Genomic DNA, 25,159 nt, shown 5'->3' with positions numbered 1-25,159 from the left:
AGCAAGGAAGGAATTCGTCGCCACGAGGTTCCCGCTACCGGCTGCTCAGACCTGCGGTGGCGGGCCGACGGGTGGCGGACCGGCAGGTTGTGCCGTGCTGACCGTAGGCGGGGGTGGTGCCGTAGCGCCGGGGTCGGCGGTACCGGAGCCGACATCCAGACCCGTGGGGTGCGCGTAGCCGGTGAAACTGCCGTACTTTTGCGTCAGCGGCGGGTTGTTCGGGTCCAGCGGGATGAGTTGACCGTTGTCCAAGATGTTGAGACCGGTTTCGTTCTTGACGATCAGCGCGCTGTGCTTCTCCCACTGCACGACATCGCCCGTCTTCAGCTGGGCGACATCGTTGACTGTCGCCCAGGGGTGTTCCGCCGTGGACTCGCCCGCTGTACCGGCGTACGCGGCTGCCGCATCGGTCGCTGTGTTCTGCGTCTGCCGCTGCAACGCTTCCGCCACGGGCTGGGATACCTGCACGGTCGAATTGCCGATCTTGTAATCCACCATTGCGCCCGGTGTCGTCACCGCAGGCGGAGCGCCGGCGTACGTCGGAGCCGTCACACCAGGAGGAGCCGACTGCTGCGCTGCTTGATTCGCGGTGGCCGGTTGGGCGTTGCGATCCCGCTCGCGTTCGCGTCGCCGGTCCCGCTCCTCCTGCCGATCCCGCTCACGCTGCTCGTAGGCTCGGTCGTCGGGCTGGCGGTTGCCCTGATTCATCATTCCGCCCAGGGCACTCATCATCATTGCTTGCTGCATTGCGTTCGCCATACCGTTGTCGCTGCCGGTACTGGCGGCGGTAGTACCGGTGGGCTGGCCCGAAGTGGTTCCGATGCCACCGGTCTGCGGCGACGAACCGCTGGGGATGGGGTAGGTACCGGAGGTCGACGTACCGGTACTTCCGTCATCCGAGATCGTCTGGGTATCTGTCCCGGTCGTGGAATCCGACGTCTCGGGGGACAGATTGGGCAGATCCTCGAACGTGGAACCCCAGTCGTCGTTCGTAGTGCTGGTCTGCTGGCCAGAGGTATCCGTTGTCGTCGGCGGCACGTAGGTGTTGTTGTTACCGGTGGGACTGTTTGCGTTGTTATTATTGTTGTTTGCGTTGTTGTTTGCGTTATTATTATTATTATTGTTGTTGTTGTCGTTGTTTTGCTGATCGATGTTTTCGGATTTTTTCTGAAACTCCTTCGTCGCGTTCTCGTACTCTTTATCCCACTTTTCGGCGGCAGCGTCGATATGCCGCACGTAGTACGTCTGCTCCGCTTGCGCCGTCAGATAATAATTTCCCGAATCTTTGTTTTTCTCATAAGCGTCGATTGTCGTCATGGAATTGTCGGCATCTTTGATGCTGTACGTCATCTTGCCGTCGACCACTTTGGCGCCCGGGAACGCGAATTGGAGCTTTTCATTGAGCTCTTCGGTTATTCCCTTGAGCTTCTTGAAAGTGTCCGAGTTCAGCACCGCAGAGTCATTCGTGTCCACCTTGACGGTCTTGTGCGCGTCGCTGTACTCGGTCTGCCGCTTGCTCAACTGCTCTTTCAGCGTGTCATGCTGGCTTCTGACCTGCGACCACCCGTCCGCACTCGTGACCTGCTGGCCGTCGAGCACGTTGGTGAAGTCGGGAGCAGCTTTCGGATCACGAGCACCCAACGTGTCGAATCCCCACTGCATCGTGAACTCGGTGTCCTCGATCAGGCTGATCAGTGAGGCGCTGGCCCCCTTCGGCTGATACAGGTCGACCCGATACAAATGCTCTTTCTCATCGGGCAACTCCCAGCCATAACCGTCCGCGAACTTCGGTGTGGCAGCCTCGTCTTCCTTGGTCTTTTTCGCGTTGACGACATCCTGCGGGTGCCCGGTCTTCAGCGCATCGACGATCTTCGGATATTTTTCGGCGACATTGCCGGGTGTGTCCCTGGCGAGCATTTCTCGCACCTCGGGCTGCAGCCTGTCGAAGGCTTCTTTGAACTCGGTCGAATTCAGTTCGTCCAGTGCCTTCAACGAGTCTTCGGCTTGGCCGTCCTGGAAGCCGACGCCGTCCCAGGTGCTCGACTCATAGTGTTTGTTGACCTTGTTGACGGCATCGTCGACCTTGCTCATCAGGCGCTCCTCTGCTCACTGGAGCCCTTGGACCCCGCCGAACCGTTCAACAATTCCGCAATAGGCGGGGGCGCCCCGTCGGGGGCTGAAGGATCGACGCTTACACCGGGCAAACCCGTCCCGAGATCACGCGTGACTCCAGCGTGGGAGCGCGCGACAGCTATACCGGTCGTCTCCGCCGTCACGCGCGCCGCCGCGGGCAGCTGGGGGTGCTCAGTGATTTGGCCGTACGCGTAGAGTGCGTCGCGCAGGGTCTGCCGACCAGGTTCGCCCGCGGCAACCAGCAACAGCAATTCGTTGGCACGACGCTCGAAAACCAATTCACGCAGTGCTTCCGCGCTCGATACATCCGAGTGGACGCCCCCGACCGGAGCGTGGGCCACACCCATCTGACGTGAGCGCAAAGCCGCCGCCGTCCTGCTGTCGGCGGCGAGTATCTCGTCCCACCAGCCCGCCGGAACAGAGCGACCGGCGTACATCGCTTCGAAGATTCGTTGTCGCGCGGCGCGGTAGGCAGAAATGTCATGACCTTTGTCAGGGGCGGCGGCGCGAACCCGAGCATCCGCCACTCGGGCCAGTTCGAGACACTTTGCCCGTATCTCGTTGGGGGGCACCGCCTCCGCCTGTAGCAGCAATTCGTCCGAACCAGCCAGTGTCAAGCGATCGACAAGTCCGACACCAGGGGAAGTGAAGTCGACGGCGGTCTCGGCCGGCAAGACCCCGCCCTCGACAGCGACATCATGACCGAGCGTTGCGAGCAGGTCATCAGAGATGGCCGCAGACGAGACCATCGCCGTGATTCGAGCGCTCCTGAGCCGGCCTACCGAACCGAACTGCGCCAGCATCCGGGCAGGGTCCGCGGTGCTCTCCAGCGCCGCGGTGGCTCGCCGGGCCGCGTTGTCGAGCGCGGTGTCCCACTTCCACGGCAGAGTGACCTCCGACGGCAGGAACAAACCGGAAGGCAGCCAACCACGCCCCTCAGTGGAGGTCAGCAGAATGAGCGGTCCGACCGGAGTCCGCATCACCGCGACGGCCCATTCCAGGCCACGCGCCGATTCGTTTACCGCGGCGAGGGTACCGGCGAGCAAGGTACGGGCGAGTGCCAGATCTTCGTCGACCTGTACGCCCACCACCAACGACGGGAGGCCCCGCCTGTCTTCGGACGCGTGGGCCACCGACGCCAAGGGACCCATTGCCAAGGGCGTGGGCATCCCCATGGCCATGCCGGCTGCATGGACGGCAGCGGCCGCCGGTAGCGGATCAACGACCGGTGGCGCACTCGACCCGCTGACCGCACCGGCGACACTCTCCCGGTCACCGGTCATGCCTGTCAGGTCGCTCGGGCCGTCGACACCGGGGGACGCTACGGTCCAGTCGTCGGTGCCCGGCTCCGATCCGCCGAGCGAATGCGATGTCGCCCAGCCCGGCGCACCGATCCCGGTGGGTGTGGTGTCGTATGCCTGTGGCACCGAGGCGGCGGATGGCGAAAGCGACTGGTCGGCGCGTCCAACGTCACCGCCCGACACGACCGGCGGATCCGCCGCATCGGGTGAGAAGGTGGAAGGCCCGGGCAGCGGCTGGGTGCCGTTCGTGGGAGGCGGGTACCCGCTGCCTCCTGTCGGGGCCGCGTGATTCGCGGGCGCGCCGGGTGCCGGGCCGCCATGAGGCGCTCCGTCGGCGAAACGATTACCCGCGCCGCCGATGTGGTGTCCGCCGGACTGATCGGCGATCTCGAGCGCTCGCGCGGCGGCGATCAATTCGTCTCGCGACCGTTCATGGTTGGCAGCGAGGCGTTCGGCGGTGTCATGGCGCCTGTTGTAGTAGTCCACCAGAGCCGCTCGCACTGGATCGGCGATCATGCCGTAGGTGGGCTCGAAGTCGGCGAGCCACTCGTGCGGGATTTCACCCCACTTCCGGATGTTCGCGGCGGCCAGATCGTGCTGCTTCGCGATCGCGCGCAGCTGATCCGGCTCGACATCCAGGTAATTCGGCATGCTCGGTCGATCCCTCCCGCCAGCTATCTCAGGTTCATTGTTCCGCCTTCCCAAAGCTGGGAACCTGCTGGTCCGAAGCGTTTTCGGGCCGCCAGTCCCGCATGGCCTCCGAAAGCGGCCGCGGCACATTGTCGGTGTTGTTCATCGTGATGTGATATTGCCGCCGCGCGTCTTCCGTGCTCTCGGTGATGGCAGCCATGATTTCGACGGCCAGCTCACGACTCTCGAAGCGAGCGCAGGTTCCGGGTGCCAGATAGAGGTCGAGCAGCCGTCCGGTCGCGTCGACTTCGGGGATGACCAAGCCGCTCGGGGACGGTCGGCGCGCGACGATCCCGTCGGACCGTTCACGCATCGCGGCGATGCGGTGCCGCAACTCCCGCCCCAGGCCGAGTGCGGCACGCACGTTGGGGTGAATCTCTCGCATGGATCCTCACTCATCCGTCGGCAGGACGCCCGCCTGGACTGCGACTGACCGACGATCCTACTGGCTCGGCCGTCCGCGCAGCGGTCGTAGTCTTATCTGTCGTGGTGGGTCCCAGCCTCGTTTCGCACACAGCATCCGTCAGGGCCTGCACCGCCATTGCCGTGCTGAGTAGCCTGCGATCATCGGCGAATATCTCGCTGGTCGGCGTCCGTTGACCCGGAACGAGCAGGCCCATCGAGGCGGGCCAGCCGCCGTCCGGTAACTGCACCGCCAGCAGCGCCCGACAAAGCAGGGAGACGTAGCCGGATGCCCCTACACGCACGGCGGTGATCAGACGCTGAGCGGTGTCGAAGGATGACTCCACACCAGCAGCAAAGCTTCCGTCCGCCGGGCCGACACCTTCACTCAGGCGCTCCCGCTCCGCTTCGACGATTACCGCGGGTATGCCGCCGGACCGCGCCAGAAACGTCAAGTTGTGTGCTGCCACGTAAGCGTCCGAGTGCCACCAGAACGAATACCATCTGCCGTGGTCCCGGTGGCGGCTCACGATATGCGCGCGGATGAGCTCAACCGTGCGCTCGTCGCCGAGCGCCAGGAGGGCGAGCCCTGCCATGGGAGCAACTTCGTCGTGTTCCGCTGCCCATGAACCGAATACCGGCGACGGGAAGGTACGCACTCCACCGGACGGTGTGAGGTAGCTTCCGAAAAGCGCCGCCGCCATAGAAGATTCAGGATCGCGTGTGGCGACCAGTCGCACCACCCATGACGTCGTGTCGGCGTCACACGACACCGTTCGGTTGTATCCCCACCCGCCGGGCCGTTGCGAGTCACGCAACGCCGCAACGGCGCGGTCGAGAGCCATGGTACGGCGAGGATCGGGCGCGAGGATATCCTCGGCAACGTTCAGCGCGACACCCACACATCCGGTGATCCAGGATTCGGATCTGCCGGGCGGCAATTCGTAGTCGCGCCAATGACCGTCGGCATCTTGGTGGCTCACCAAGAACTCACACGCCGCGGCGACCATTTCGGTGACATCACTATCCACGACATCCTGCTTTCCCTCGGAGACCGCGACCGGCTACAGACCGCGACACACCCGAGTGCGCCCCCGGCGGCTATTCGGACACCGGTGGCGGGCTCCCGCCACACAGGCGACGTAGCGCCTCCGCCAATCGAAAGACATGCTGCTCCTCAGCAGAGCAGGGCCCAGAGAGCCTCAATTCCCAGAGATGGGAAGAACAAGGTGAGGGGCTGCACCCCTCAGTGAGAGAGTCTGCCGATATGGGTAGAAGTGCCGCTCCGCCGTCCGCAGGCCTCCTCCATGCCGGCCGATCCCGACGGTTTCGATGACTGGACCTGTCGGGGAATTCCTGGTCGATGTGGCCGATCGATTGTCGCCGGGCAGTGACCCAGCGACGATCCGGGCCATGATGGAACGAGCCTGTGGAGGCCGGCTCGATGCGCTGGGGCCGGATGGTCACCGGGCCAGCATGTTGACTATTTCCGGCGCTCCATTCGAAGCCAGTGTCAGCGGGGGCCGAGGGAAATTCACGCCTGCCATTCGCTACATCACCGAGACCGCGACGCAGGAGACACGGTTCGCCTCTCGTGTCGCCGCTCAGCTGGCCTCACTACGGGATCTCGTCGCATGGCTCCCGAACGGTGATGAGAGCGTGGTCGAGATGCTGCGGTCGTTTGTCACGACGCTGTATCCGGATCCGTCGAAGGTACCCGCACAGCATCGTTCCGCGACGTGGACGGGAATTGTCCATCATGCGGCGGCGCCACGCCATGCGGCGCGCCTCAAGGTTTACGGCGGTCTCAAAATCGTGCCGGGGGCACTGGACAGACTGTGCAATGCCTGGCCCGGCTTCGCAGGCTTGGTCACCGTGCCCGATCACGAGAAGCTCATCAGCCCTGTCGCCGCCGCGCTCGAGGTGGATGCACGCGGCGGCGTGAACCACAAGATCTACTTGAAGGCCCGATACGACGACGTAGCTGTGCCGATGAAACTGTCCCGCTATTTCGGGCATCCGGCCTGGGAGCTGCTGTCCGAGTTCGTCCGATGCGGCATCGACGCAGCCGACCTCCACCGGCACGACTGGTTCGTCTGCTGTTCGAGAAGTGCGAGCGGCACCGGTTTCGGGCTCTCATTGGGCTCGCGGAAACATACCGACCTCGGCGATCTCGTCAGCGAGCTCGCATCCCGCCACCACGGCAGCACATACGCCGTCGACGCGCTAGCCGAGGCCGCGCAATCGCGTGGTGCTGCCTGGCGCTACTCTGCGGTCGGACTGGGCTTCTCCACCGACCACGGCATCGACAAACTCAACGTTTACGGCACACCGACTTGGAGCGCCGCGCAGGCCACCGAGGCCTGAACGCAGACGAGTCCACCTGCTTCGCGATCCCCGGAGGATCACGGACCAGATGGACTCGTCGCCTACCGTCGAGGGAGCGCCCGAGTAGGCGCTCCCGCACAGGCCGGAGCGAACGACTTACACGTCGAAGTACAGCTCGAACTCGTACGGGTGCGGCCGCAGGTTCACCGGGGCGATCTCGCCTTCGCGCTTGAGGGTGATCCAGGTCTCGATCAGGTCCTCGGTGAAGACGTTGCCTTCGGTGAGGTAGTCGTGGTCCTGCTCGAGGCGATCGATGACCGACGCCAGGCTGGTGGGGGCCTGCGGGATGTTCTTGGCCTCCTCCGGCGGGAGCTCGTAGAGGTCCTTGTCGACCGGAGCCAGCGGCTCGATCTTCTTCTTGATGCCGTCCAGGCCTGCCATCATCATGGCGGCGAAGGCCAGGTACGGGTTGCCCGAGGAGTCCGGCGCGCGGAACTCGAGGCGCTTGGCCTTCGGGTTGTTGCCGGTGACCGGGATGCGGACCGCCGCGGAGCGGTTGCGCTGCGAGTACACCAGGTTGATCGGGGCCTCGTAGCCGGGGACCAGGCGGTGGTAGGAGTTCACCGTCGGGTTGGTGAACGCCAGCAGCGACGGCGCGTGGTGCAGGATGCCGCCGATGTAGTGCCGCGCCAGGTCGGACAGGCCGCCGTAGCCGGCCTCGTCGTGGAACAGCGGCTTGCCGTCCTTCCACAGCGACTGGTGCACGTGCATGCCCGAGCCGTTGTCGCCGAACAGCGGCTTCGGCATGAAGGTGACGGTCTTGCCTTCCTGCCACGCGGTGTTCTTGACGATGTACTTGAACAGCTGCAGGTCGTCGGCCGCGGCGAGCAGGGTGTTGAACTTGTAGTTGATCTCGGCCTGACCGGCGGTGCCGACCTCGTGGTGGCCGCGCTCCAGCTCGAAGCCGGAGTTCTGCAGGTTGGTCGAGATCTTGTCGCGCAGGTCGACGTAGTGGTCGTAGGGCGCGACGGGGAAGTAGCCGCCCTTGTTGCGGACCTTGTAGCCGCGGTTACGGGTGCCGTCCGGGTTGAACTCCGCGCCGGTGTTCCACGAGCCGGAGACCGACTCGATCTCGTAGAACGCGCCGTTCATGGCCGAGTCGTAGCGGATCGAGTCGAAGATGTAGAACTCCGCCTCGGGGCCGAAGTACGCGGTGTCGGCGATGCCGGTGGAGCGCAGGTACTCCTCCGCCTTGCGCGCGACGTTACGCGGGTCGCGGCTGTAGGCCTCCCGGGTGAACGGGTCGTGCACGAAGAAGTTGAGGTTCAGCGTCTTGGCGGCGCGGAACGGGTCGACGCGCGCGGTGGAGAAGTCGGGCAGCAGCAGCATGTCCGACTCGTCGATGGACTGGAACCCACGGACGGAGGAGCCGTCGAACGCTAGCCCTTCTTCGGCGAGGTCGGTGGTGAAGGCCTTTCCCGGGATCGAGAAGTGCTGCTGCACACCGGGCAGGTCGCTGAACCGGATGTCGACGTACTCGATGTCCTCATCAGCGATGTATTTGATGACCTCGTCGGCCGTGCTGAACGTCACTTGTTCTCCTTACGGATCGGTTCCCAGCCAGTGTCGCTTGCATGGGTTCGTCGCGACCAGACGCTATGGATGCCGTGTTTCCCTGCAGTCAAGGCTGTGTTTCGCCGGTGTTACACGTGCGTCAGGCAGCGTGGTGCTGACCACCCGGACTCGAAATGCATGGTAGTCCTGCCCCCGCCGCGGCGCTCGCCGACGCTGAACTGGCGCTTATGCGGTCCCGGCCGCCGGTTCGGCCGCGCCTATCCTGGGTGCATGGCACGCATCACCGGCTCTTGGCTCTCCGGACCCCCGGCCGACTCCGGCGGCCCGGCAACCTCCGAGTTCCCCGGTGCACAACTCGGCCTGCCGAAGACCGGAGCGGGCTCGCTGGCCGGCATGGGCCGCCGCATCGCCGCCCTGTTCGTCGACTGGCTGATCGCGCTGGGCATCGCGGCGCTGATCACCCGCAGCGGGTCGGCGTCGAGCCTGACACTGCTGATCTGGTTCGTCATCGGCGTGGGCGCGGTCACACTGTTCGGCTTCACCCCGGGTCAGTACTTCCTGCGGCTGCGGACGGTCCGCATCGACGCCGCGGCGCCGGTCGGCTTCGTCCGCGCGCTGGCCAGACAGGTGCTGCTGCTGTTCGTGGTGCCCGCGCTGTTCACCGACGCCGACGGCCGCGGAATGCACGACCGCGCGACCGGTACCGCGCTGGTGCATTCACGCTGAGCCGCCCGGCATCAGGCCCGCCGGCACCGCGTCACCCCCGTTAGGCTGCGCCGGTGTCGTTGAATCCGGTGATGCTCGTCGCCCGTTTCCTGCTCGAGCTCGTCGCTGTGGCCTCGTTCGGCGTCTTCGGCTGGCGGGCGTTCGAAGAGCCGTGGAGTTTTCTCCTGGTGGTGGCGCTGCCGGTAGGTGCGGCAGTCGTCTGGGGAACCTTCGCGGTGCCCGGCGACCCCAGCCGTGACGGGCGGGCGAGAGTCGCCGTGTCCGGCTCCACGCGCCTGGTGATCGAACTGTCGGTGCTCGGCGGCGGGGCGCTCGCGCTGCAGTTGGCGGGGCTGCCGCACTGGGGATTGACGCTCGCCGTGCTGGTGATCGTCTATCACGCGCTGGCCTACGACCGAGTCGTCTGGCTGGTCACCCGTGATTCGGCGACGCGGCGTCGACCGTAGTCCGCCGAAGCGGTCGAAAGGCCCGGTTTGCCTGGAACGGGCTCTTTCCGGTCAGCGGCGGCGGATGGTCCGCTGCACTCCGCGCATCTTGGCGCCCGCGGGCATCGGCCCCTTCGGCAGGGCGGGCCCGCTGCGCGCGCTGAGCGCGGAAAGCCGGCCTTCGATGAGGTCCATGCGTTTGGTGTCGATGTTGCGCGGCAGCTTGGTGAGGTAGCGCTGCAGGTCCTTGAGCGGAATCTGGCCTTCGTCGTTGCCGATGACGACGTCGTAGATCGGAGTGTCGCCGATCAGCCGGGCCGTGCGCTTCTTCTCCTGGGCGAGCAGCGACTTGACCCGTTGCGGGGCGCCTTCGGCGACCAGCACCACGCCGGGCAGGCCGATCACCCGGTGCACCGCGTCCAGCTGCGTGGTGGCGGCGACGCCGTTGCTCACCCGCCACTTGCCCTGGAGGTTGTCCAGCACCCAGGCCGCGGCGCCCGCCTGGCCCTCGGCCTTGCGGTAGACGCTCTTCTGCACCCGCCTGCCGAAGATGATGAACGCAGCCAGCGCGCCGAGCACCACGCCGAGCGGGACGAGGAACCAGGTCAGCCCGAAGATCAGGCCGATCACGACGAAGACGGCGGTGATGCCGACCATAGCGCCGATCATCAGCGGCAGCAGCAGCTTGTCTTCCTTGCGCTGCATCTGGAACGCCTGCCACAGCTGTTTGCGGCGTTCTCTCGACTGCTGCTTGCGGGCCGCTTTCGCCGCGGCCTTCGCTTCCTTGGTGGGCTTACCTGCTGCCATGTCTCTCAGAATAGTGCCCAGGTAGTCGCGGCTTGCCGCCGGACAGCGGCCCTACCGGGCTACCCACGGCGCGCGATCGGACCGAGCACGGTGAGATCCAGGTCGCCGGACGCCTCGGTCCAGCCCATCGCCCGCAACTCGACCGGGGCCGCGACCCCGAGAGCGTCCCGCAAGCCGACGGCCACCGAGCGAGCGAACTCGAGCAAGCTGTTCGGCGCGATCGGCCAGAAGAGGGTCCTGGTCCAGTTGTCGGCGTCGCGCCGCACGGCGGGCTCGTGCCAGCCCAGTGCGCGCAACGCCTGCGCGGCGGTCTCCGGGATGGGATCGGTCAGGTAATGATTCCCGGCCAGTTCGGCGGACAATTTGATGTCGTATTGGACAAATTGGACATAGCGATTTCCCGGGGCGGCGATGATCAGGGTCGCCCGGGAGGGCAGCTCCGCAAGACAGTGCGCCAGTGCTTGCACGAACCGTTCCCAGTCCGCGGTTTCCGGCTCGCTCATTCTTCCCCCGGGTATTCGCACTGGCCTGATCATACGCCGCGCCGCCGGGAACACCAGACGGAAATCGTTGCGTCGCCGAGTGGTTCGCTCCGGTGCGTGTCCGGACGCCGTATCCGGCTTCGTCCCTCCCGAAACCATGCTTACCTGCGGCATCTTCATCGTGGACCTGGCGTCGAGGCGGATACCGCAGCGTCCGTTCACGATCGCCGGACAGCGTCCACGACCCACGCGCACAGTCTTACCCACGACAGTCCGGCGAAGCCGCCGTAGAACCCGGCACGGAATGCACTGTCGGGATCCCGATCGGTTCCCGCGGACACCATTCCTTCGCCTGCGGAAAACGCGGGCTCGGAAACGAAAAGGCAATTGCTGCCGTGTTTTCGCGGCGTGGTCTCACACAATGATCTGTCCGACCGACCATCTGTCCGACCGACGTCACCGCGGGAGTGCGCGATTCACCCGGATCGGGCCCGGCTGCTACGAGCACGTGCCGCGTGGCGTCTGCGGCGGGTGAACGGCCGGTCGTTCCGATCTGCCGGTTCGGGCTGATGCCCGGCGATCGGCTCGGCGACACAGCCGCAACCGTATCGAGCACTCCCGAGTCGATCGCGACCGCGCCGGGAACGGATTCCCAGCGGAGCGCACCGCGCTGCTCACCTCGCTGTCCCCGGGCGGTGTCAGCTTCCCCGACGTGTGCGCTGACCCGCCCGGATGAACACCGTATGGCGTCTGCCCGGCTACTGGACGACTACCCCGATTCCGGGGGCTGGACGGCCGTGCGGGCACACTCGATAGTCCTATGGTGACCGACCGCGCCGTCCTGTCCCGTGCCCTGTGCGGCCTGCTGTTGCTGCTGGCCGCGTTCACCCCGGTGACCGCCGCCGCCGAACCGCTGCCGGTGCCCTACCAGTGGAAGCAAGCGTTCATCGACAGCGCGGACGGCACCCGCCTGCACGCGGACATCCTGCGGCCGGCCGGTGTCCCGGACGACGCCCGCACACCTGTGGTCCTCACCGTCAGCCCGTATCGCGCGCACCTGGCGTACTTGAGCGAACCGCGCCTGACCGGGGGACCGTCCACCGACAACCTCACCGCCGAACTCTTCCTGAACGCGGGCTACACCTACGTCGTCGTCGACCTGCGCGGATTCGGCGGCTCCAACGGCTGCCCGGACTTCGGCGGGCCCGGCGAACGCGCGGACGTCGCCGCGGCCGTGGAATGGGCGGCGAGCAGGCCGTGGTCCACCGGCAAGGTCGGGTTGTTCGGCACCTCGTACGAAGCCTGGACCGGGCTGATGGGCCTGGCCGCCGCGCCGAAGGGTCTCGCCGCGGTGGGCGCGTTCGAGCCGGTCGTCGATCCCTACGCCTACCTGTACATGCAGGGCGTCTCGTGGAAGTTCTCGGGCAAGCCGATCACCGAGAGCGGCGTGCGCCCCGCCGATTTCGCGGGGCTGGAGCACTTGCTCATCGCCTCCACCCCGCCGCGTCCGGAAGACTCCGGCGAATACCAGGCGAACGCGACGCAGATGCCGTGGCAGTGCTATCAGGGATACCTGGCCGAGATCGGCGACCACAACCCCGGCACCGCGTTCTGGCGCGACCGCGACCTCGTCGCGCGACTGCGCGGCAACACTATCCCGGTGTTCCTCGGCCAGGGTTTCGTCGACTACAACACCCGCGCCTACCGCGTGTTCGATCTGTGGAACGAACTCGGCCCCGGCGAGCACCGGGCCTGGTTCGGCCAGTGGGGACACCGCACCTGCCACGACAAATGCGGCACACCGCACTTCGACACCGAGTTGCTGGCGTTCTTCGACAAGCACGTCGCGGGCCGCGCCGTCGAGGTGCCCGGGCCGCGGATCACCGTCGGCCAGTTCGACGGCCGCTGGCGCGCGGAGACCGCCTGGCCGCCCGCCGACGCGCGGCGGGTCCCGGTCGAGCTGCGGACCGGCAGCTACACCGACCGCGGGCTGGTCCCCGGACCCGACCGGGAACTGTGGTCGGTCTCCGCGCCGCTGACCGCGGACCAGCACCTGTCCGGCATCCCCACAGCCACCCTTCGGCTGAGCGGCCCGGCGAACGCGACGGTCGCGGTCGAGCTCTACGACATCGCCCCTGACCTGCGCGCGACGGTCATCACCCGCGGGATCGCCCCGGTGAGCGACACCGCCGAGGTCCGGCTGCTCGCGCAGGACTGGCCGATCGCGGCCGGCCACCGGATCGGCGTGCGGGTAACCGACGTGGTCGACGACGTGTGGTCGCACTCCCCCGCCTTCGCTCCGGTGACGGTGTCCTCCGCGCGCGTCGACCTGCCGCTGCTGACCGGAACGCGTCGTCCCGAGCTGGCCGGTGGGCTCAGCGAGGGCATCGTGAAGTGGCGAAACGAGAAGACGATCGCCCTCGACCCGAGCATGTTGAACAATGCAACGGTGCCCATGAATCTGCCCGACCGCACCGGTGACCGATGACGGAGCCGGTCGACGACCCGACCGCCGAACGCCTCGCCGCCGCGCTCCGGTGCGCGACGGTGTCCACCGACGACCCGCGCGACGCCGACAGCGCGGCGTTCGAGCGCCTCGACGCGCATCTGCGGGCATCCTTCCCGCGCGTGCACGCCGAGCTCGAGCTGCAGCGGTTCGCGCACAGCAGGCTCTACCGCTGGCCCGGCGTCGAGCCGGACCGGGTGGCCGCGATCCTGCTCGCCCACCAGGACGTGGTGCCGGTGGACGACGCCCAGCGCTGGACCCATCCGCCGTTCGCGGGCGTGGTCGACGACGAATTCATCTGGGGCCGGGGCGCGATCGATGACAAGAGCCGCGTGCTGGCCATCCTGGAGGCCACGGAGTCCGCGCTCGCCGCGGGATTGCGGCCCCGGCACACCGTCTACCTGGCCTTCGGGCACGACGAGGAGGTCTTCGGCGGTGACGGGGCCGAGCGCATGGCCGGTCATCTGCGGCAGGCGGGCGTGCGGGCGGATCTGCTGCTGGACGAGGGCGGGGTGATCACCGCGGGCGTCGTCGACGGCGTGCGGCAGCCGGTGGCGACGATCATGCTCGGCGAGAAGGGCTACGCCACGGTCCGCTTGTCGGTCACCGAGGTCGGCGGGCATTCGTCCATGCCGGGCAAGCAGACGGCGGTGGGCCGGATCGCGCGGGCGGTGGCCCGCATCCAGGACCATCCGATGCCGCTGCGCCTGACCCCGGTGATCGCGGACATGCTGGACCGGGTGCGCGAGGTCATGCCTGCCCCGCGGCGGCGTCTGCTCGGTCTGGCGCGTGTCGCGGCACCGGTGGTCGCCCGGGTGATGGCTGCCCAGCCGCAGACCGAGGCCATGGTGCGCACCACCACGGCGCCGACGGTGATCCGCGGCGGCGTGCGCGCGAACGTGCTGCCCCAGCGTGCCGAGGCCATGGTGAACTTCCGCATCCTGCCTGGTGACACGGTCGCCTCGGTGCTGGCGCACTGCCGCAAAGTCGTGCGGGACAACGGGATCCACTTCGAGCTGATCGGCATGTCGTCGGAGCCGTCGCGGATCACCGGGCCCGGTCCCGCCTTCGACCTGATCGCGGGCCTCGCCCGCGCCGTCGTCCCCGGCATCGCGGTGACCACCGGCATCGTGCCCGGCGCGACCGACTCCAGGCACTACGACGACCTGGCGGGCACCCGGTGCAATTTCGCGCCGATCGTGCTGGACGAACGCGACCTGGCCTCGATCCACGGAACCGACGAACGACTGTCTCGGGTCAACTACGCTCGACTCATCGAGTTCAATCGGCGACTGATCGAGCATTTCGCGACGCTCGGCGCGCCATCGACGTCAGGAGCGCCAGGCATGACGACCGAGCCGACGGCGGGCGACGCCACGCCCACCGAGCTGCCCGCGATCCGCACCGAATCCGGTGAGTTCGACGGAATCGGCAGCGGAGTCGCCTGGCGGGCGTGGCTGCCGGAGGGCGCCGCGCGGGGCGTGATCGTCCTGGTGCACGGCGTGGCCGAGCACTCCGGCCGCTACGCGCACGTCGGGCAGCGGCTGGTCGCGGCCGGTTTCGCGGTCTACGCGCTCGACCACATCGGGCACGGGAAGTCCGCGGGCGGCAAGGCCAACATCGGCTCCATGGCCGCCGCCGCCGACAACGTCGCCGCGATGCTCGACATCGCGAGCCGGGAGCAGCCCGGCGTGCCCCGTTTCCTCGTCGCGCACTCGATGGGCAGCCTGATCACCTTGTATCTGGCCACCCGCGCGCCGATCGACGTGGCGGGCATCGTGCTGTCCGCCCCGCCGCTAGACATCCCGGCGGGCAATCCGGTGCAGCGCAAGCTCGCACCGGTGTTGAGCCGGTTCACCCCGAATCTGGGTGTGCTGAAGCTGGATTCGTCGCAGATCAGCCGCGATCCGGCGGTGGTCACCGCCTACGACAACGATCCGCTGGTCTACCGGGGCAAGCTGCCCGCCCGCACCGGCGCGGAGATGCTGAGCGCGACGGATACCGTCAAGCAGCGGCTGGCACGGCTCACCGTGCCGGTGCTGGTGCTGCACGGCACCGCCGACGCGATCGCCGCGCCGTCGAGCTCAGATCTCATCGAGCGCGGCGCGGGGTCGGAGGATCTCACGGTGATCCGCTACGAGGGCCTCTACCACGAGGTGTTCAACGAGCCGGAGCAGCAGAAGGTGCTCGACGATGTCGTCGGCTGGCTGGAAGCGCACCTTACCGAAAAGTAGTATTCATCCATGAGTACCACCGGATCCATCGCGTTCATCCGCGCCAGCTGGCACAGCTCGATCGTCGAGAAGGCGTACGAGGGCTTCCGCACCGAATACGCCGACCTCGGTTTCGATCCCGCCGGCATCGACGTCTACGAGGTGCCGGGCGCCTTCGAGATCCCGCTGCACGCCAAGCGCTTGGCGCACTCCGGCCGGTACGCGGCGATCGTCGCGTCGGCGCTGGTGGTGGACGGTGGTATCTACCGGCACGACTTCGTGGCTTCGGCGGTGATCGACGGACTGATGCGGGTCCAGCTGGACACGGACGTGCCGGTGTTCTCGGTCGTGCTCACCCCGCACCACTTCCACGAGCACAGCGAGCACGTCACGCACTTCACCGAGCACTTCCGCACCAAGGGCGCCGAGGCGGCCCGCGCGCTGGCCGGCACGCTCAGCTCGCTGCGGTCGCTGCCGGTGTAGCGCCTACCGGAACTTGGCCAGGCAGGCGCTTTCGCCGTCCAGCACGCCGGTGCGGAACGCCTCCAGCCGCTGGTAGCCGCTCGGCACGACCTTGCCGTTCACGTCGGCGGCCGCCGAGCCGTCGGCGAGCAGGCCGGAGACCGCTTCGTCCAGATCGCCCGCGGACAGGTGCGGGTCGCTGCCCGGCTCGCTGAGTCTGGTGGTCGCCACGCCGCTGAGGCAGGCGGTGCGCAACCCGGCCGTTTCCGCGCCGGTCAAGGGCAGCTTCCGATCCTGTTGCACCGCAAGCGCATACCGCGACACGAAAACGACGAACGCGTTGTAGTCACCGTCCACGACCGCCGACAGCGGGTCCTCACCCGCCATCGGTCCGCCGCGGCGGGCCAGCGCGGGGACGTCGGTGCCGATCCGGTTCGCGCCCGGGCAGTAGGACACCGGCCGGGTGAGGGTGACGCCCGAGCAGGTGCGGCCGACGCCGGCGTAATCGAACAGCGGCGGCCGCGTGACCGGGAAGATCTGCGCCAGCGCCTTGCTCAGGCTGGTCAACGCGGCGGCATCCACCGGCAGCTGCGCCTGCTCCTCGCCCGGCTCGAAGGTGGTGGGGAGATTGCCGCGACGCTGGGCGATCTCCTTCCTGGTGATCTTCTTGCACCCGTCGGCGCCGTCGGTGTAGCCGAGCTGCACCGCGGTCACCCGCTCGAACGCCGACCCGTGCACGTTCTCCGGGTCGTTCGGGTCGCGGTCGCGCACGGCCACCGTCGCGCCGAGCACCGCGTTGAGCCCTTCGGTGGTGTTGAGCGTGAAATGCGCCGAATCTCCCTCCGCCACATGACGCAGGAAGACACCGGCGAGGCAATCGGCCTGCTGTTCCTGCACGAGCGGCGGGGTGAGCAGACCGGCTAGCTCGGCCCGCCCCTGGATGGCGTGCCCGTACTCGTGGGCGAGCACCATCACCACGGCCATCTCGCCGTACTTCTGCACCAGTTTCGGCAACAAGACACCCCGGTCCCAGCCGATGGTGTGGTCTCCGCCGCAGTAGGCGGCGTTGACCACCTGGTAGGTGTCGGACTTGCAGAACTTGACCGACTGCGTTCTGGGCGCCTTGGCGTCCCACGAGATATACCTCGCCACCGGTCTGAACGTGCCGGGGAAGTGCGCGGGATACTCGGCGGCCCAGAAGTCCTGCACGTCGGCGATGGCATTGAGCGCCAGCTTGTCGATGGCGCCGCCGTCCCCGTTCTCCGCCGTGAGCGGTGCGTCCGGCACGCCCTTGCGCGGGCCGTTCGGGCCGGTGGCCGTCATCGATCCGGCCAGCTCCCAGGTGTCTGCCGGGGGCGAGACCTGCTGCGCCGCAGGGTCGTTCGCACCTGTGGCGCAACCGGCGAGCACCGCGGTCACCACCGCCAGCACCGCCACCACACCGAATCGCTTGTTCTTCCGCATCGACCCGCCTCCCCGGTACCGCGTCTCGGGCCCGCCGAGCGCTCACATCGTAATCGCCACGAACGCGTTTCGCGCATCACCGCGTTCGCGCTCAGGAACCGCAAGGCGCAACCTCTTCGCGGAGGTGGACGCTGCTCGACGAGCCGCACGCCGACCCGGGGCACTTCAGGGGAATGCGACACCGCGGTCGGCGGGCGGACCCGGGTCACCGCAGGCGGATGCGGCAGATCAGCGCTCGGTGGTCGGAACCGGGGACGGAAAGGGTGTGCAGCTGTTCGGCGGTGGCGTCGGCCAAGAGGATGTGGTCGATGCCGATCACCGGGCCCCAGCGGCGGTCCTCGGGAAACGTGGGCAGCAGGCCCGCCCCGGTCTGATCGGCGGCCGAGGCGAAGCGGCCGCGCAGGAGATCGCGATAGGCCGCGTGATCGCGGGTCGCGTTGAAGTCGGCACCGACGATGGCGGGACCGGGATGCGCGTCGAGGATTTCGCGAATCCTGCGCATCTCCGCCTGCCATGCGGGGAAGTCGAACGGCGGCGGGACCGGATGGAAGGCGAAGACGGTGATCGGCCCTCGTTCCGGGTGATCCAGCGTCGCGGAGACATTGTTCAGCACGAAGCCGTCGTATTTCCTGCTGTCCCGCAGCGGGTGCCTGCTGAAGATGCCGGTGCCGCCACCGCCGTCACGGGTGGGTTCGGCGTAGTGATGCGGCAATTCGGCGAGCAGGCCCGCACCCGCCAGGCGTTCGAGCGCGGCGCCGGTCAGCTCGTCGACCGTCAGCACGTCGACCCGGTTGTGCCGCACCGCGCGCACCACCGCGGCCGGATCGGCCCCGCCGAACAAGATATTCGACTGCATGACGGTCATCTCCGGACCGCTCGCCGCCCGGCTCTCCGGCACGAACGCGGGCACCAGCGTCCAGAACACCGCCGCGGCAAGCACACCGGCCACGGCCGCACTGCGCCACCCACGCGCGATCAGCAACAACACCAGGCCGACGAACGCCCCGACCATGAAGTACGACGCCCCCGACGCGAGCAGTACCAGCCCGCGCCGCTGCCATGCCCCGAAATGCAGCACGATCCCGAGGGCGCCCGCGGTTACTGCGCACCACCCCACACCGAGCAACGCCCGGTCCATCCATTTACGCATGCGGTCGAGCCTAGGCACCGTCTTCGAAGAGCCGGTGTAGCGCAGGTGTGGATTCTGTGCGCTCGGGCGAGATGCGCCGCACGTCTACACTGGCTCACTACTGCCGACGACGTGACGGGGTCGAGAATGTACGTCGAGGAATTCCGCGCGAAGGGACCGCTCACAGCCGCGATCGCCGAAGACCTGGCCGTGACTCCGGGGGTGTCCCGTTCGTCCATCACGATCAGCAGTAACGGGCGCAGCGTGCACGCGCCCGTCCTGCCGTGGTGCTGGGATGTCCTGCGGATCGAGTCCGGCGACCTGGTCACCGTGACGACCGCGCACGGGCTCGGTGACGAAGACCGGCCGGCCATCAGCCGGTTCGTCGATCGCTTCCAAGCCTTGACCGGCGGGGCGATTCCGAGTCGCACACCCGGCGCTCGGAGTTCGGCAGGCGAGCGCGCGTTCGGCGTGCTCGGCCTCGGCGGGAGGCCGCTGCCCCACGCGGATCTCGGCCCTCCTTAGCACGACCAACCCGGTGGTGGGCCATTCGGCGGCGGCATACCAGCGCAACGCATCCGAACTCCTAGGCGGTGCGGTCCGAACCGGCGAACACCGGACTGATCGTGCCGCGTTCAACGCCTCACGACGAGCCCCGTCTCATCAACTCGCTCAGTCCCGCCGTGTCCGTCGTCAGCGATCCCCCGGCGAACTCCAAGGTGGCGTGCGATCTTTCGGCAGCCGCATGATGACCGGCTCCACAGGCGTCGGTGACGATGATCGGCAGATAGCCCAGATCCAGGCTGTGCCGGACGGTCGGCTCGATGCCCACCTCCATCGCGATGCCCGCCACGGCGTAGGTGTCGATGCCGCAGTCGCGCAGAGCGAAATCCAGCGGGGTCGCCGCGAAGGCCGACATGGTGATCTTGTCGAACACCACCTCGTCCGGACCGGGCGTCAGCTCGGGCACCAGGTGGAATTGCGGCGAACCCTGCGGGAAGCTCGAGCGCACGGCCGCCGGGTCGTCCACCCGCTGCCAGGACATGGCGGTGCGCAACTGGGCGACGCCCGACGCCGCGACCGGCAATGACATGTGTCGCGTGTAGAAGACCCGGAAGCCGCCCGCCCGCGCGGCGTCACGCAGCCGCACGCACGCGCGCACGATCTCCTCACCGCCGGGGATCTGCCGCACGATGCCGACCTGCATGTCGTAGATGAGCAGCGCCATCCGCGCGGGATCGCAGGCGTCCGGCACGGTCTGCGGGATGCGCAAGCCGAATGCGTGCCGCATGCTCACGCGGTCCGGTCGTAGGGTTCGGCGACGTCCACGGCCGGGTCCATCAACGCCTCCAGCGGCAAGGGAGCCTGCACCGGGACGAACGTCCAGTCCAGGTACCCGGCCTTGGTGAGCGGGAAGTCCGCGACGTACTTGCGGGCCTCCTCGACGCTGTCGACCTCGAACACGATGACCACCCCGGGCTCGTCCGCGCGAGCGTAGTTCTCCCGGACGATGCCCGCCTTCCACAGTCGCCACACATTGGCGACTTCCTCGGGCAGATACGGGTTGATCGTCTCCAGGGTGACGCCGGGCTTGAATCGGTCGAAAACGATGACCTTCATAGAATTTCGCTCCAAGTGCGCGTGTGGTTTCCGGTGAACGGCATCCATGGAAGCGCGACGATTACAGTGTTACAAGAACGCACTTTTCGGTGAGTACTCGGAGGACAGGTGCCCGGCAAGCGCTACAACTGCGCCGTGGAGGTGACCGTCGACCTGATCGGCGGCAAGTGGAAGCCGGTGATCCTGGCCCACTTGAAGGAGGGAGTGCACCGCTACGGCGAGCTGCGCAGGCGGATGCCGGCGACCAGCGAGAAGATGCTGGTGCAGCAATTGCGCGAACTGGAAGCCGACGGCCTGGTCCGGCGCACTGTCTACGACACGGTGCCGCCGCAGGTCGAATACACCCTCACCGACGAAGGCAGCACCCTGGTTCCCGTCCTCACCGCCCTCTACGACTGGGGCGAGCAACGGGCGACCCGCGCCGGGCTCACGCTCGAGTCGTGAATCCGGCAGCCGGAGCCGCGCGAGAACCGGCGCGGAGCGCGGCTCAGGCGCCGAAGACCCGTTCGACGACAGCTTTGGCGCGCCGCGTGACGCGCATGTAGTGGTCGAGGAATTCGCTGCCGTCGTCGTTGGGCCATCCCGCGACGCGGGCGACCGCGGACAGGAGGCGGCCGGGGGCGGGCAGCTGGTCGGTGGGCTTGCCGCGCACCAGCACCAAGGCGTTGCGGGCGTTGGTGGCCGTCAGCCACGCGTCCCGCAGCAGCGCCACATCCTGCGCGTCCAGCAGTCCGGTGCGCTCGATCACATTCAGCGCCTCCAGCGTGGAGGTGTTGTGCAGGCCGGGCACCTCGTGGGCGTGCCGCAGCTGCACCAGCTGGACCGTCCACTCGATGTCGGCCAGTCCCCCGCGTCCCAGCTTGGTGTGTGTGGCCGGATCGGCGCCGCGGGGCAGCCGCTCGGCGTCCACCCTGGCCTTGATCCGCCGGATCTCGCGCACCGCCTCGGCCGACACCCCGCCCTCCGGGTAGCGCACCTTGTCGATGACGTGCAGGAAACGCACCCCGAGTTCCTCGTCACCGGCCACCTGGTGGGCGCGCAGCAGCGCCTGCACCTCCCAGGGTTGCGCCCATTGCTCGTAGTACGCGGCGTACGCGGCCAGCGTGCGCACCAGCGCGCCGTTGCGCCCTTCCGGCCGCAGCCCGGCGTCCACGTGCAGCGGCGGATCGGTGCTGGGCGCGCCGAGCAGCTGCTGCACCCGGTCGGCCACCCCGATCGCCCACTTCACGGCCTTGGTCTCGTCCTCGCCCTGGCGCGGGTCGCAGACGAACAGCACGTCCGCGTCGGAGCCGTAGCCCAGTTCCATGCCGCCGAGCCGCCCCATGCCGATCACGGCGATGTCGGCGGGCGCGGGCGCCCCCCGCTCCGCTTCGCCCGCCCGGATCACCGCGCGCAACGACGCCTCCAGCACCGCGACCCATACCGACGACAGCGCCCGGCACACCTGGGGCACATCGAGCATGCCGAGCAGATCGGCCGACGCCACCCGCGCGAGCTCGTGCCTGCGCAGCGAACGCGCCGCGGCCACCGCTCGTTTCGGGTCGTCGTAGCGAGCGGCGGCGGTGAGGATGCCGCGAGCCACCTCGTCGGGCTGCGGACCGAGCAGCAGCGGGCCGCCGGGACCGTCGGCGTACATCCGGATCGTCTCGGGCGCGTTGATCAGCAGATCGGGCAGGTACTCCGAAGAGCCGAGCACGATCATGAGCCGCTGCGCGATCGCCCCCTCGTCGCGCAGCTCGCGCAGAAACCAGATCTGGTCGGCGAGCCCTTCCGACACCCGGCGGTAGGCCAGCAGGCCCGCATCGGGATTCGGTGTCTCGCCGAGCCATTCGAGCAGCGTCGGTAGCAGCAGGGCTTGGATGCGGCCTTTGCGCGACACCCCGCCGGTCAGGGCCTTCAGGTGGCCGAGGGCGTGCTCCGGCGCCGCGTAGCCGAGCGCGGCGAGCTGCCGGATGGCGGCTTCGGGGCTCAGGCGCAGCGCATCGGGTTCCATGCGCACCACCGATTCCAGCAGCGGCCGGTAGAACAATTTGGCGTGCAAGCGCCGCACGCGCACCGCGTTGCGGCGGATCTCGCTGGTCAGCACACCCACCGCGTCCTGCCTGCCGTCCGGCCGCATGTGCGCGGCACGGGCCAGCCAGCGCATGCCCTCCTCGTCGTCGGCGGCGGGCAAGGTGTGGGTGCGACGCAGCCGCTGCAGCTGCAGGCGGTGTTCCAACAGCCGCAGGAATTCGTACGACGCCGTGAGATTGGCCGCGTCGTCGCGGCCGACGTACCCGCCCGCGGCCAGCGCGGTCAGCGCCTCGACGGTGCCCTGCACGTGCAGCGTCTCGTCCACCCGCCCGTGTACCAGTTGCAGTAGCTGCACGGCGAATTCGACGTCCCTGAGGCTGCCGCGCCCCAATTTCAGTTCGCGTTCCCGCAGGTCGGCGGGTACCAGATCCTCCACGCGGCGGCGCATCGCCTGCACCTCGGCGACGAAATCCGGACGCTCCGAGGCCGACCACACCATGGGCATCAGCGCGGCGCGGTACTGCTCGCCGAGCGCGAGATCGCCGGTGGCCGGGCGGTTCTTCAACAGCGCCTGGAACTCCCAGGTGCGCGCCCACCGCTTGTAGTAGGCGATGTGCGAATCCAGCGTCCGCACCAGCGCACCGGCTTTGCCCTCCGGTCGCAGCGCCGCGTCGACCTCGAAGAACGCCTGGCTCGCCACGCTCATCAGCTCCGCGGCCAAGCGTGTGGCGGTGGCGTCGGCGGGCTCGGCGACGAACACCACGTCGACGTCGCTGACGTAGTTCAGCTCGCGCGCACCGCATTTGCCCATCGCGATCACGCCCAGCCGCACCGGCACCGGCTCGTCCTTGCAGACCCGGGCCACCGCGACCGCCAGCGCCGCGGTCAGGGCGGCGTCGGCAAGGTCGGTGAGCTGCCTGCCGACCACCTGATAGGGCAGCACGGGCTCGTTCTCCACCGTCGCCGCCAGATCCAGCGCGGCCAGCAGCATCAGATGATCGCGGTACCGCTTGCGCAGCGACGCCACCACTTCGGGCCCCGAGACCCCGGCGCGGAACAGCAACGGGGCCGCGTTGGGCCCTCGCTCGGGTTCGGCCTCGACGACGGCCAGCAGATCGGCGATCAGCTCGTCGCGGACCGGTAGCTCCTTGCGCCGCAACCCCTCCCACGCCGACGGCGCCGCGACGAGATGGTCGCCGAACGCGCTGGACGAGCCGAGCAGCGCGAACAGCCTGCCCCGCAACGCCGTATCGGTGCGGATCGCCGAATCGACGGCGTCCCATCCGTCGCCGATGCTCTCGCGCAGGCGCATGAGCGTGCTCAACGCGAGGTCGGCGTCCGGCGCGCGGGACAGCGACCACAGCACGGGGATGCTCTCGACGTTGTCCCACCCCAGATCGCGCAGCGACGCGGCAGCCGACGGCTCGAGCAATCCGAGCCGACCGACACCAGGGACGACGGAGCGCGCAGACGGGGGCCGGACCATGGTTCTCAAATTACCCGGCCGCGACCGGGGGCACGCCGCCCCGGGGCATCGCTCGTATTACAACCCCAGGTATTCCTTCAGCTCGAACGGCGTGACCTGGCTGCGGTAATCCGCCCACTCCCGGCGCTTGTTGCGCAGGAAGAAGTCGAACACATGCTCGCCGAGGGTCTCGGCGACCAGTTCGGAGCGCTCCATCGCCTGCAGCGCCTCGTCCAGGGTGCCGGGCAGCTCACGGAAGCCCATCGCTCGACGCTCCGCGACGGTGAGCGACCACACGTCGTCCTCGGCCTCCGGCGGCAGCGTGTAGCCCTTCTCGATGCCCCGCAGACCGGCCGCGAGCAGCACGGCGAAGGCCAGGTAGGGGTTGCACGCGGAATCGGGGCTGCGGATCTCGACGCGACGCGAGGACGACTTGTTCGGCGTGTACATCGGCACGCGCACCAGCGCGGAGCGGTTGGACCGGCCCCACGAGGCGGCCGTGGGCGCCTCGCCGCCGTGGATGAGGCGCTTGTAGGAGTTCACCCACTGGTTGGTGACCGCGCTGATCTCCGGCGCGTGCTCGAGGATGCCCGCGATGAACGCGCGCGCCGTCTCCGACAGGTTCATCGGGTCGTCCGGGTCGTGGAAGGCGTTGGTCTCGCCCTCGAACAGGCTCATGTGCGTGTGCATCGCCGAGCCCGGATACTGGGCGAACGGCTTGGGCATGAAGGTCGCGCGCACGCCCTCGTCGATGGCCACTTCCTTGATCAGGTAGCGGAAGGTCATCACGTTGTCGGCCATGGACAGCGCGTCGGCGTAGCGCAGGTCGATCTCCTGCTGGCCCGGTGCGCCCTCGTGGTGGCTGAACTCCACGGAGATGCCCATGGACTCCAGCGCGTCGATGGCGTGACGGCGGAAGTTCGGCGCCGAATCGTGCACCGCCTGATCGAAGAAGCCGCCGCTGTCGGCGGGGATCGGGGCGCCGTCCCGCGTTCCGTTCTCCAGCAGGAAGAACTCGATCTCGGGATGCACGTAGCAGCTGAACCCGACATCGCCGGCCTTGTTCAGCTGGCGGCGCAGCACGTGGCGCGGGTCGGCCCAGGACGGCGAGCCGTCCGGCATGGTGATGTCGCAGAACATGCGCGCGGAGTGCTGGTGGCCCTTGCTGGTGGCCCACGGCAACACCTGGAAGGTCGACGGGTCCGGCCGGGCGACCATGTCGGCCTCGGAGACCCGGGCGAAGCCCTCGATGGCCGATCCGTCGAATCCGATACCCTCTTCGAACGCGCCTTCCAGCTCGGCGGGGGCGATGGCGACGGACTTCAGGTAGCCCAAGACGTCGGTGAACCAGAGACGTACGAAGCGGATGTCCCGCTCTTCGAGCGTCCGCAGCACGAATTCCTTCTGGCGATCCATGC

21 protein-coding genes are annotated in these 25,159 nt (G+C 68.0%); 8 read left to right on the top strand and 13 right to left on the bottom strand.

All coding sequences use genetic code 11. The features are described from left to right. Window positions 1–45 precede the first annotated feature (45 nt). Genes GVY64_RS37225 through GVY64_RS10315 form a run of 4 tightly spaced genes read right to left on the bottom strand, consistent with a single transcriptional unit; the run spans window position 46 to window position 5,557 of the window. Window positions 46–2,091: a hypothetical protein gene (locus tag GVY64_RS37225; RefSeq protein WP_201297964.1), complete on the bottom strand. Its 2,046-nt coding sequence runs from the start codon at window positions 2,089–2,091 to the stop codon at window positions 46–48. Next, window positions 2,091–4,085 carry a type VII secretion target gene (locus GVY64_RS10325; RefSeq protein ID WP_236566735.1) on the bottom strand — a complete coding sequence of 665 codons (1,995 nt, stop codon included), beginning with the start codon at window positions 4,083–4,085 and terminating at the stop codon, window positions 2,091–2,093. The genes GVY64_RS37225 and GVY64_RS10325 overlap by 1 nt, the downstream gene beginning before the upstream one ends. Before the next feature lie 34 nt (window positions 4,086–4,119). After that, on the bottom strand, window positions 4,120–4,488 hold the full coding sequence (locus GVY64_RS10320; protein WP_201297963.1) for a hypothetical protein: 369 nt from the start codon (window positions 4,486–4,488) through the stop codon (window positions 4,120–4,122). A 31-nt stretch (window positions 4,489–4,519) separates the two neighbouring features. Next, on the bottom strand, window positions 4,520–5,557 hold the full coding sequence (locus tag GVY64_RS10315; RefSeq protein ID WP_159840279.1) for a prenyltransferase/squalene oxidase repeat-containing protein: 1,038 nt from the start codon (window positions 5,555–5,557) through the stop codon (window positions 4,520–4,522). A 382-nt stretch (window positions 5,558–5,939) separates the two neighbouring features. Here GVY64_RS10315 and GVY64_RS10310 point away from each other — a divergent pair, with 382 nt between their 5' ends. After that, window positions 5,940–6,893, top strand: coding sequence for a hypothetical protein (locus GVY64_RS10310; protein ID WP_159840278.1), 954 nt, complete (start codon window positions 5,940–5,942; stop codon window positions 6,891–6,893). A gap of 117 nt (window positions 6,894–7,010) precedes the next feature. Here the strand turns inward: GVY64_RS10310 and glnA (GVY64_RS10305) are convergent, their stop codons facing one another. Beyond that, window positions 7,011–8,447 carry a type I glutamate--ammonia ligase gene (glnA, locus tag GVY64_RS10305; RefSeq protein WP_067800793.1) on the bottom strand — a complete coding sequence of 479 codons (1,437 nt, stop codon included), beginning with the start codon at window positions 8,445–8,447 and terminating at the stop codon, window positions 7,011–7,013. 252 nt (window positions 8,448–8,699) lie between these two features. Here glnA (GVY64_RS10305) and GVY64_RS10300 point away from each other — a divergent pair, with 252 nt between their 5' ends. After that, window positions 8,700–9,155, top strand: coding sequence for an RDD family protein (locus GVY64_RS10300; RefSeq protein WP_159840277.1), 456 nt, complete (start codon window positions 8,700–8,702; stop codon window positions 9,153–9,155). 53 nt (window positions 9,156–9,208) lie between these two features. Next, the gene (locus tag GVY64_RS10295) at window positions 9,209–9,601 is read left to right on the top strand and encodes a YrdB family protein (protein ID WP_236566728.1); all 393 of its coding nucleotides are present in this window, start codon (window positions 9,209–9,211) and stop codon (window positions 9,599–9,601) included. 51 nt (window positions 9,602–9,652) lie between these two features. On the opposite strand, the gene GVY64_RS10290 is transcribed toward GVY64_RS10295, so the two are convergent. Both GVY64_RS10290 and GVY64_RS10285 read right to left on the bottom strand, forming a co-directional pair. Further along, entirely contained in the window at window positions 9,653–10,387 is a 735-nt protein-coding gene (locus tag GVY64_RS10290; RefSeq protein ID WP_159840276.1) for a DUF4191 domain-containing protein, read from the bottom strand. A gap of 59 nt (window positions 10,388–10,446) precedes the next feature. Beyond that, window positions 10,447–10,890 (bottom strand): TY-Chap domain-containing protein, encoded by a 444-nt coding sequence (locus tag GVY64_RS10285; protein ID WP_159840275.1) that lies wholly within the window; start codon window positions 10,888–10,890, stop codon window positions 10,447–10,449. A gap of 799 nt (window positions 10,891–11,689) precedes the next feature. Between GVY64_RS10285 and GVY64_RS10280 the strand changes: the two genes are divergently transcribed. The 3 genes from GVY64_RS10280 to GVY64_RS10265 are packed head-to-tail and all read left to right on the top strand — an operon-like array spanning window position 11,690 to window position 16,071. After that, a complete protein-coding gene (locus tag GVY64_RS10280) occupies window positions 11,690–13,357 on the top strand; it encodes a CocE/NonD family hydrolase (RefSeq protein WP_159840274.1) in 1,668 nt (555 codons plus the stop codon). After that, window positions 13,354–15,609, top strand: coding sequence for a M20/M25/M40 family metallo-hydrolase (locus GVY64_RS37745; RefSeq protein ID WP_236566727.1), 2,256 nt, complete (start codon window positions 13,354–13,356; stop codon window positions 15,607–15,609). Before GVY64_RS10280 ends, GVY64_RS37745 begins: the two co-directional genes overlap by 4 nt. A 9-nt stretch (window positions 15,610–15,618) precedes the next feature. Next, window positions 15,619–16,071 (top strand): 6,7-dimethyl-8-ribityllumazine synthase, encoded by a 453-nt coding sequence (locus GVY64_RS10265; protein ID WP_159840273.1) that lies wholly within the window; start codon window positions 15,619–15,621, stop codon window positions 16,069–16,071. A gap of 3 nt (window positions 16,072–16,074) precedes the next feature. Here GVY64_RS10265 and GVY64_RS10260 read toward each other — a convergent pair whose 3' ends face one another. Both GVY64_RS10260 and GVY64_RS10255 read right to left on the bottom strand, forming a co-directional pair. Beyond that, complete coding sequence (locus tag GVY64_RS10260) at window positions 16,075–17,514, bottom strand: metallopeptidase (protein WP_159840272.1); 1,440 nt, start codon at window positions 17,512–17,514, stop codon at window positions 16,075–16,077. 205 nt (window positions 17,515–17,719) lie between these two features. After that, window positions 17,720–18,664, bottom strand: coding sequence for an endonuclease/exonuclease/phosphatase family protein (locus GVY64_RS10255; RefSeq protein WP_201297962.1), 945 nt, complete (start codon window positions 18,662–18,664; stop codon window positions 17,720–17,722). A 111-nt stretch (window positions 18,665–18,775) separates the two neighbouring features. On the opposite strand from GVY64_RS10255, the gene GVY64_RS10250 reads away from it, so the two are divergent. Then, on the top strand, window positions 18,776–19,168 hold the full coding sequence (locus GVY64_RS10250) for a hypothetical protein (RefSeq protein WP_159840271.1): 393 nt from the start codon (window positions 18,776–18,778) through the stop codon (window positions 19,166–19,168). Between the two features lie 118 nt (window positions 19,169–19,286). Here GVY64_RS10250 and GVY64_RS10245 read toward each other — a convergent pair whose 3' ends face one another. Together GVY64_RS10245 and GVY64_RS10240 are read right to left on the bottom strand one after the other, a co-directional pair. Further along, window positions 19,287–19,934: a cysteine hydrolase gene (locus GVY64_RS10245; RefSeq protein WP_159840363.1), complete on the bottom strand. Its 648-nt coding sequence runs from the start codon at window positions 19,932–19,934 to the stop codon at window positions 19,287–19,289. 2 nt (window positions 19,935–19,936) lie between these two features. Further along, the gene (locus GVY64_RS10240) at window positions 19,937–20,263 is read right to left on the bottom strand and encodes a hypothetical protein (protein WP_063020336.1); all 327 of its coding nucleotides are present in this window, start codon (window positions 20,261–20,263) and stop codon (window positions 19,937–19,939) included. Between the two features lie 108 nt (window positions 20,264–20,371). Between GVY64_RS10240 and GVY64_RS10235 the strand changes: the two genes are divergently transcribed. After that, window positions 20,372–20,707, top strand: a complete 336-nt coding sequence (locus tag GVY64_RS10235; RefSeq protein WP_159840270.1) for a winged helix-turn-helix transcriptional regulator — start codon at window positions 20,372–20,374, stop codon at window positions 20,705–20,707. A gap of 43 nt (window positions 20,708–20,750) precedes the next feature. Here GVY64_RS10235 and GVY64_RS10230 read toward each other — a convergent pair whose 3' ends face one another. Next, a complete protein-coding gene (locus GVY64_RS10230; protein ID WP_159840269.1) occupies window positions 20,751–23,762 on the bottom strand; it encodes a bifunctional [glutamine synthetase] adenylyltransferase/[glutamine synthetase]-adenylyl-L-tyrosine phosphorylase in 3,012 nt (1,003 codons plus the stop codon). Window positions 23,763–23,819: 57 nt separating this feature from the next. Further along, complete coding sequence (glnA, locus tag GVY64_RS10225; RefSeq protein WP_159840268.1) at window positions 23,820–25,157, bottom strand: type I glutamate--ammonia ligase; 1,338 nt, start codon at window positions 25,155–25,157, stop codon at window positions 23,820–23,822. Window positions 25,158–25,159: the final 2 nt, after the last annotated feature.

This window comes from Nocardia sp. CY41, assembly GCF_009829325.1.
Taxonomy (GTDB): domain Bacteria; phylum Actinomycetota; class Actinomycetes; order Mycobacteriales; family Mycobacteriaceae; genus Nocardia.
This window is presented reverse-complemented; position numbering and strand designations above follow the sequence as displayed.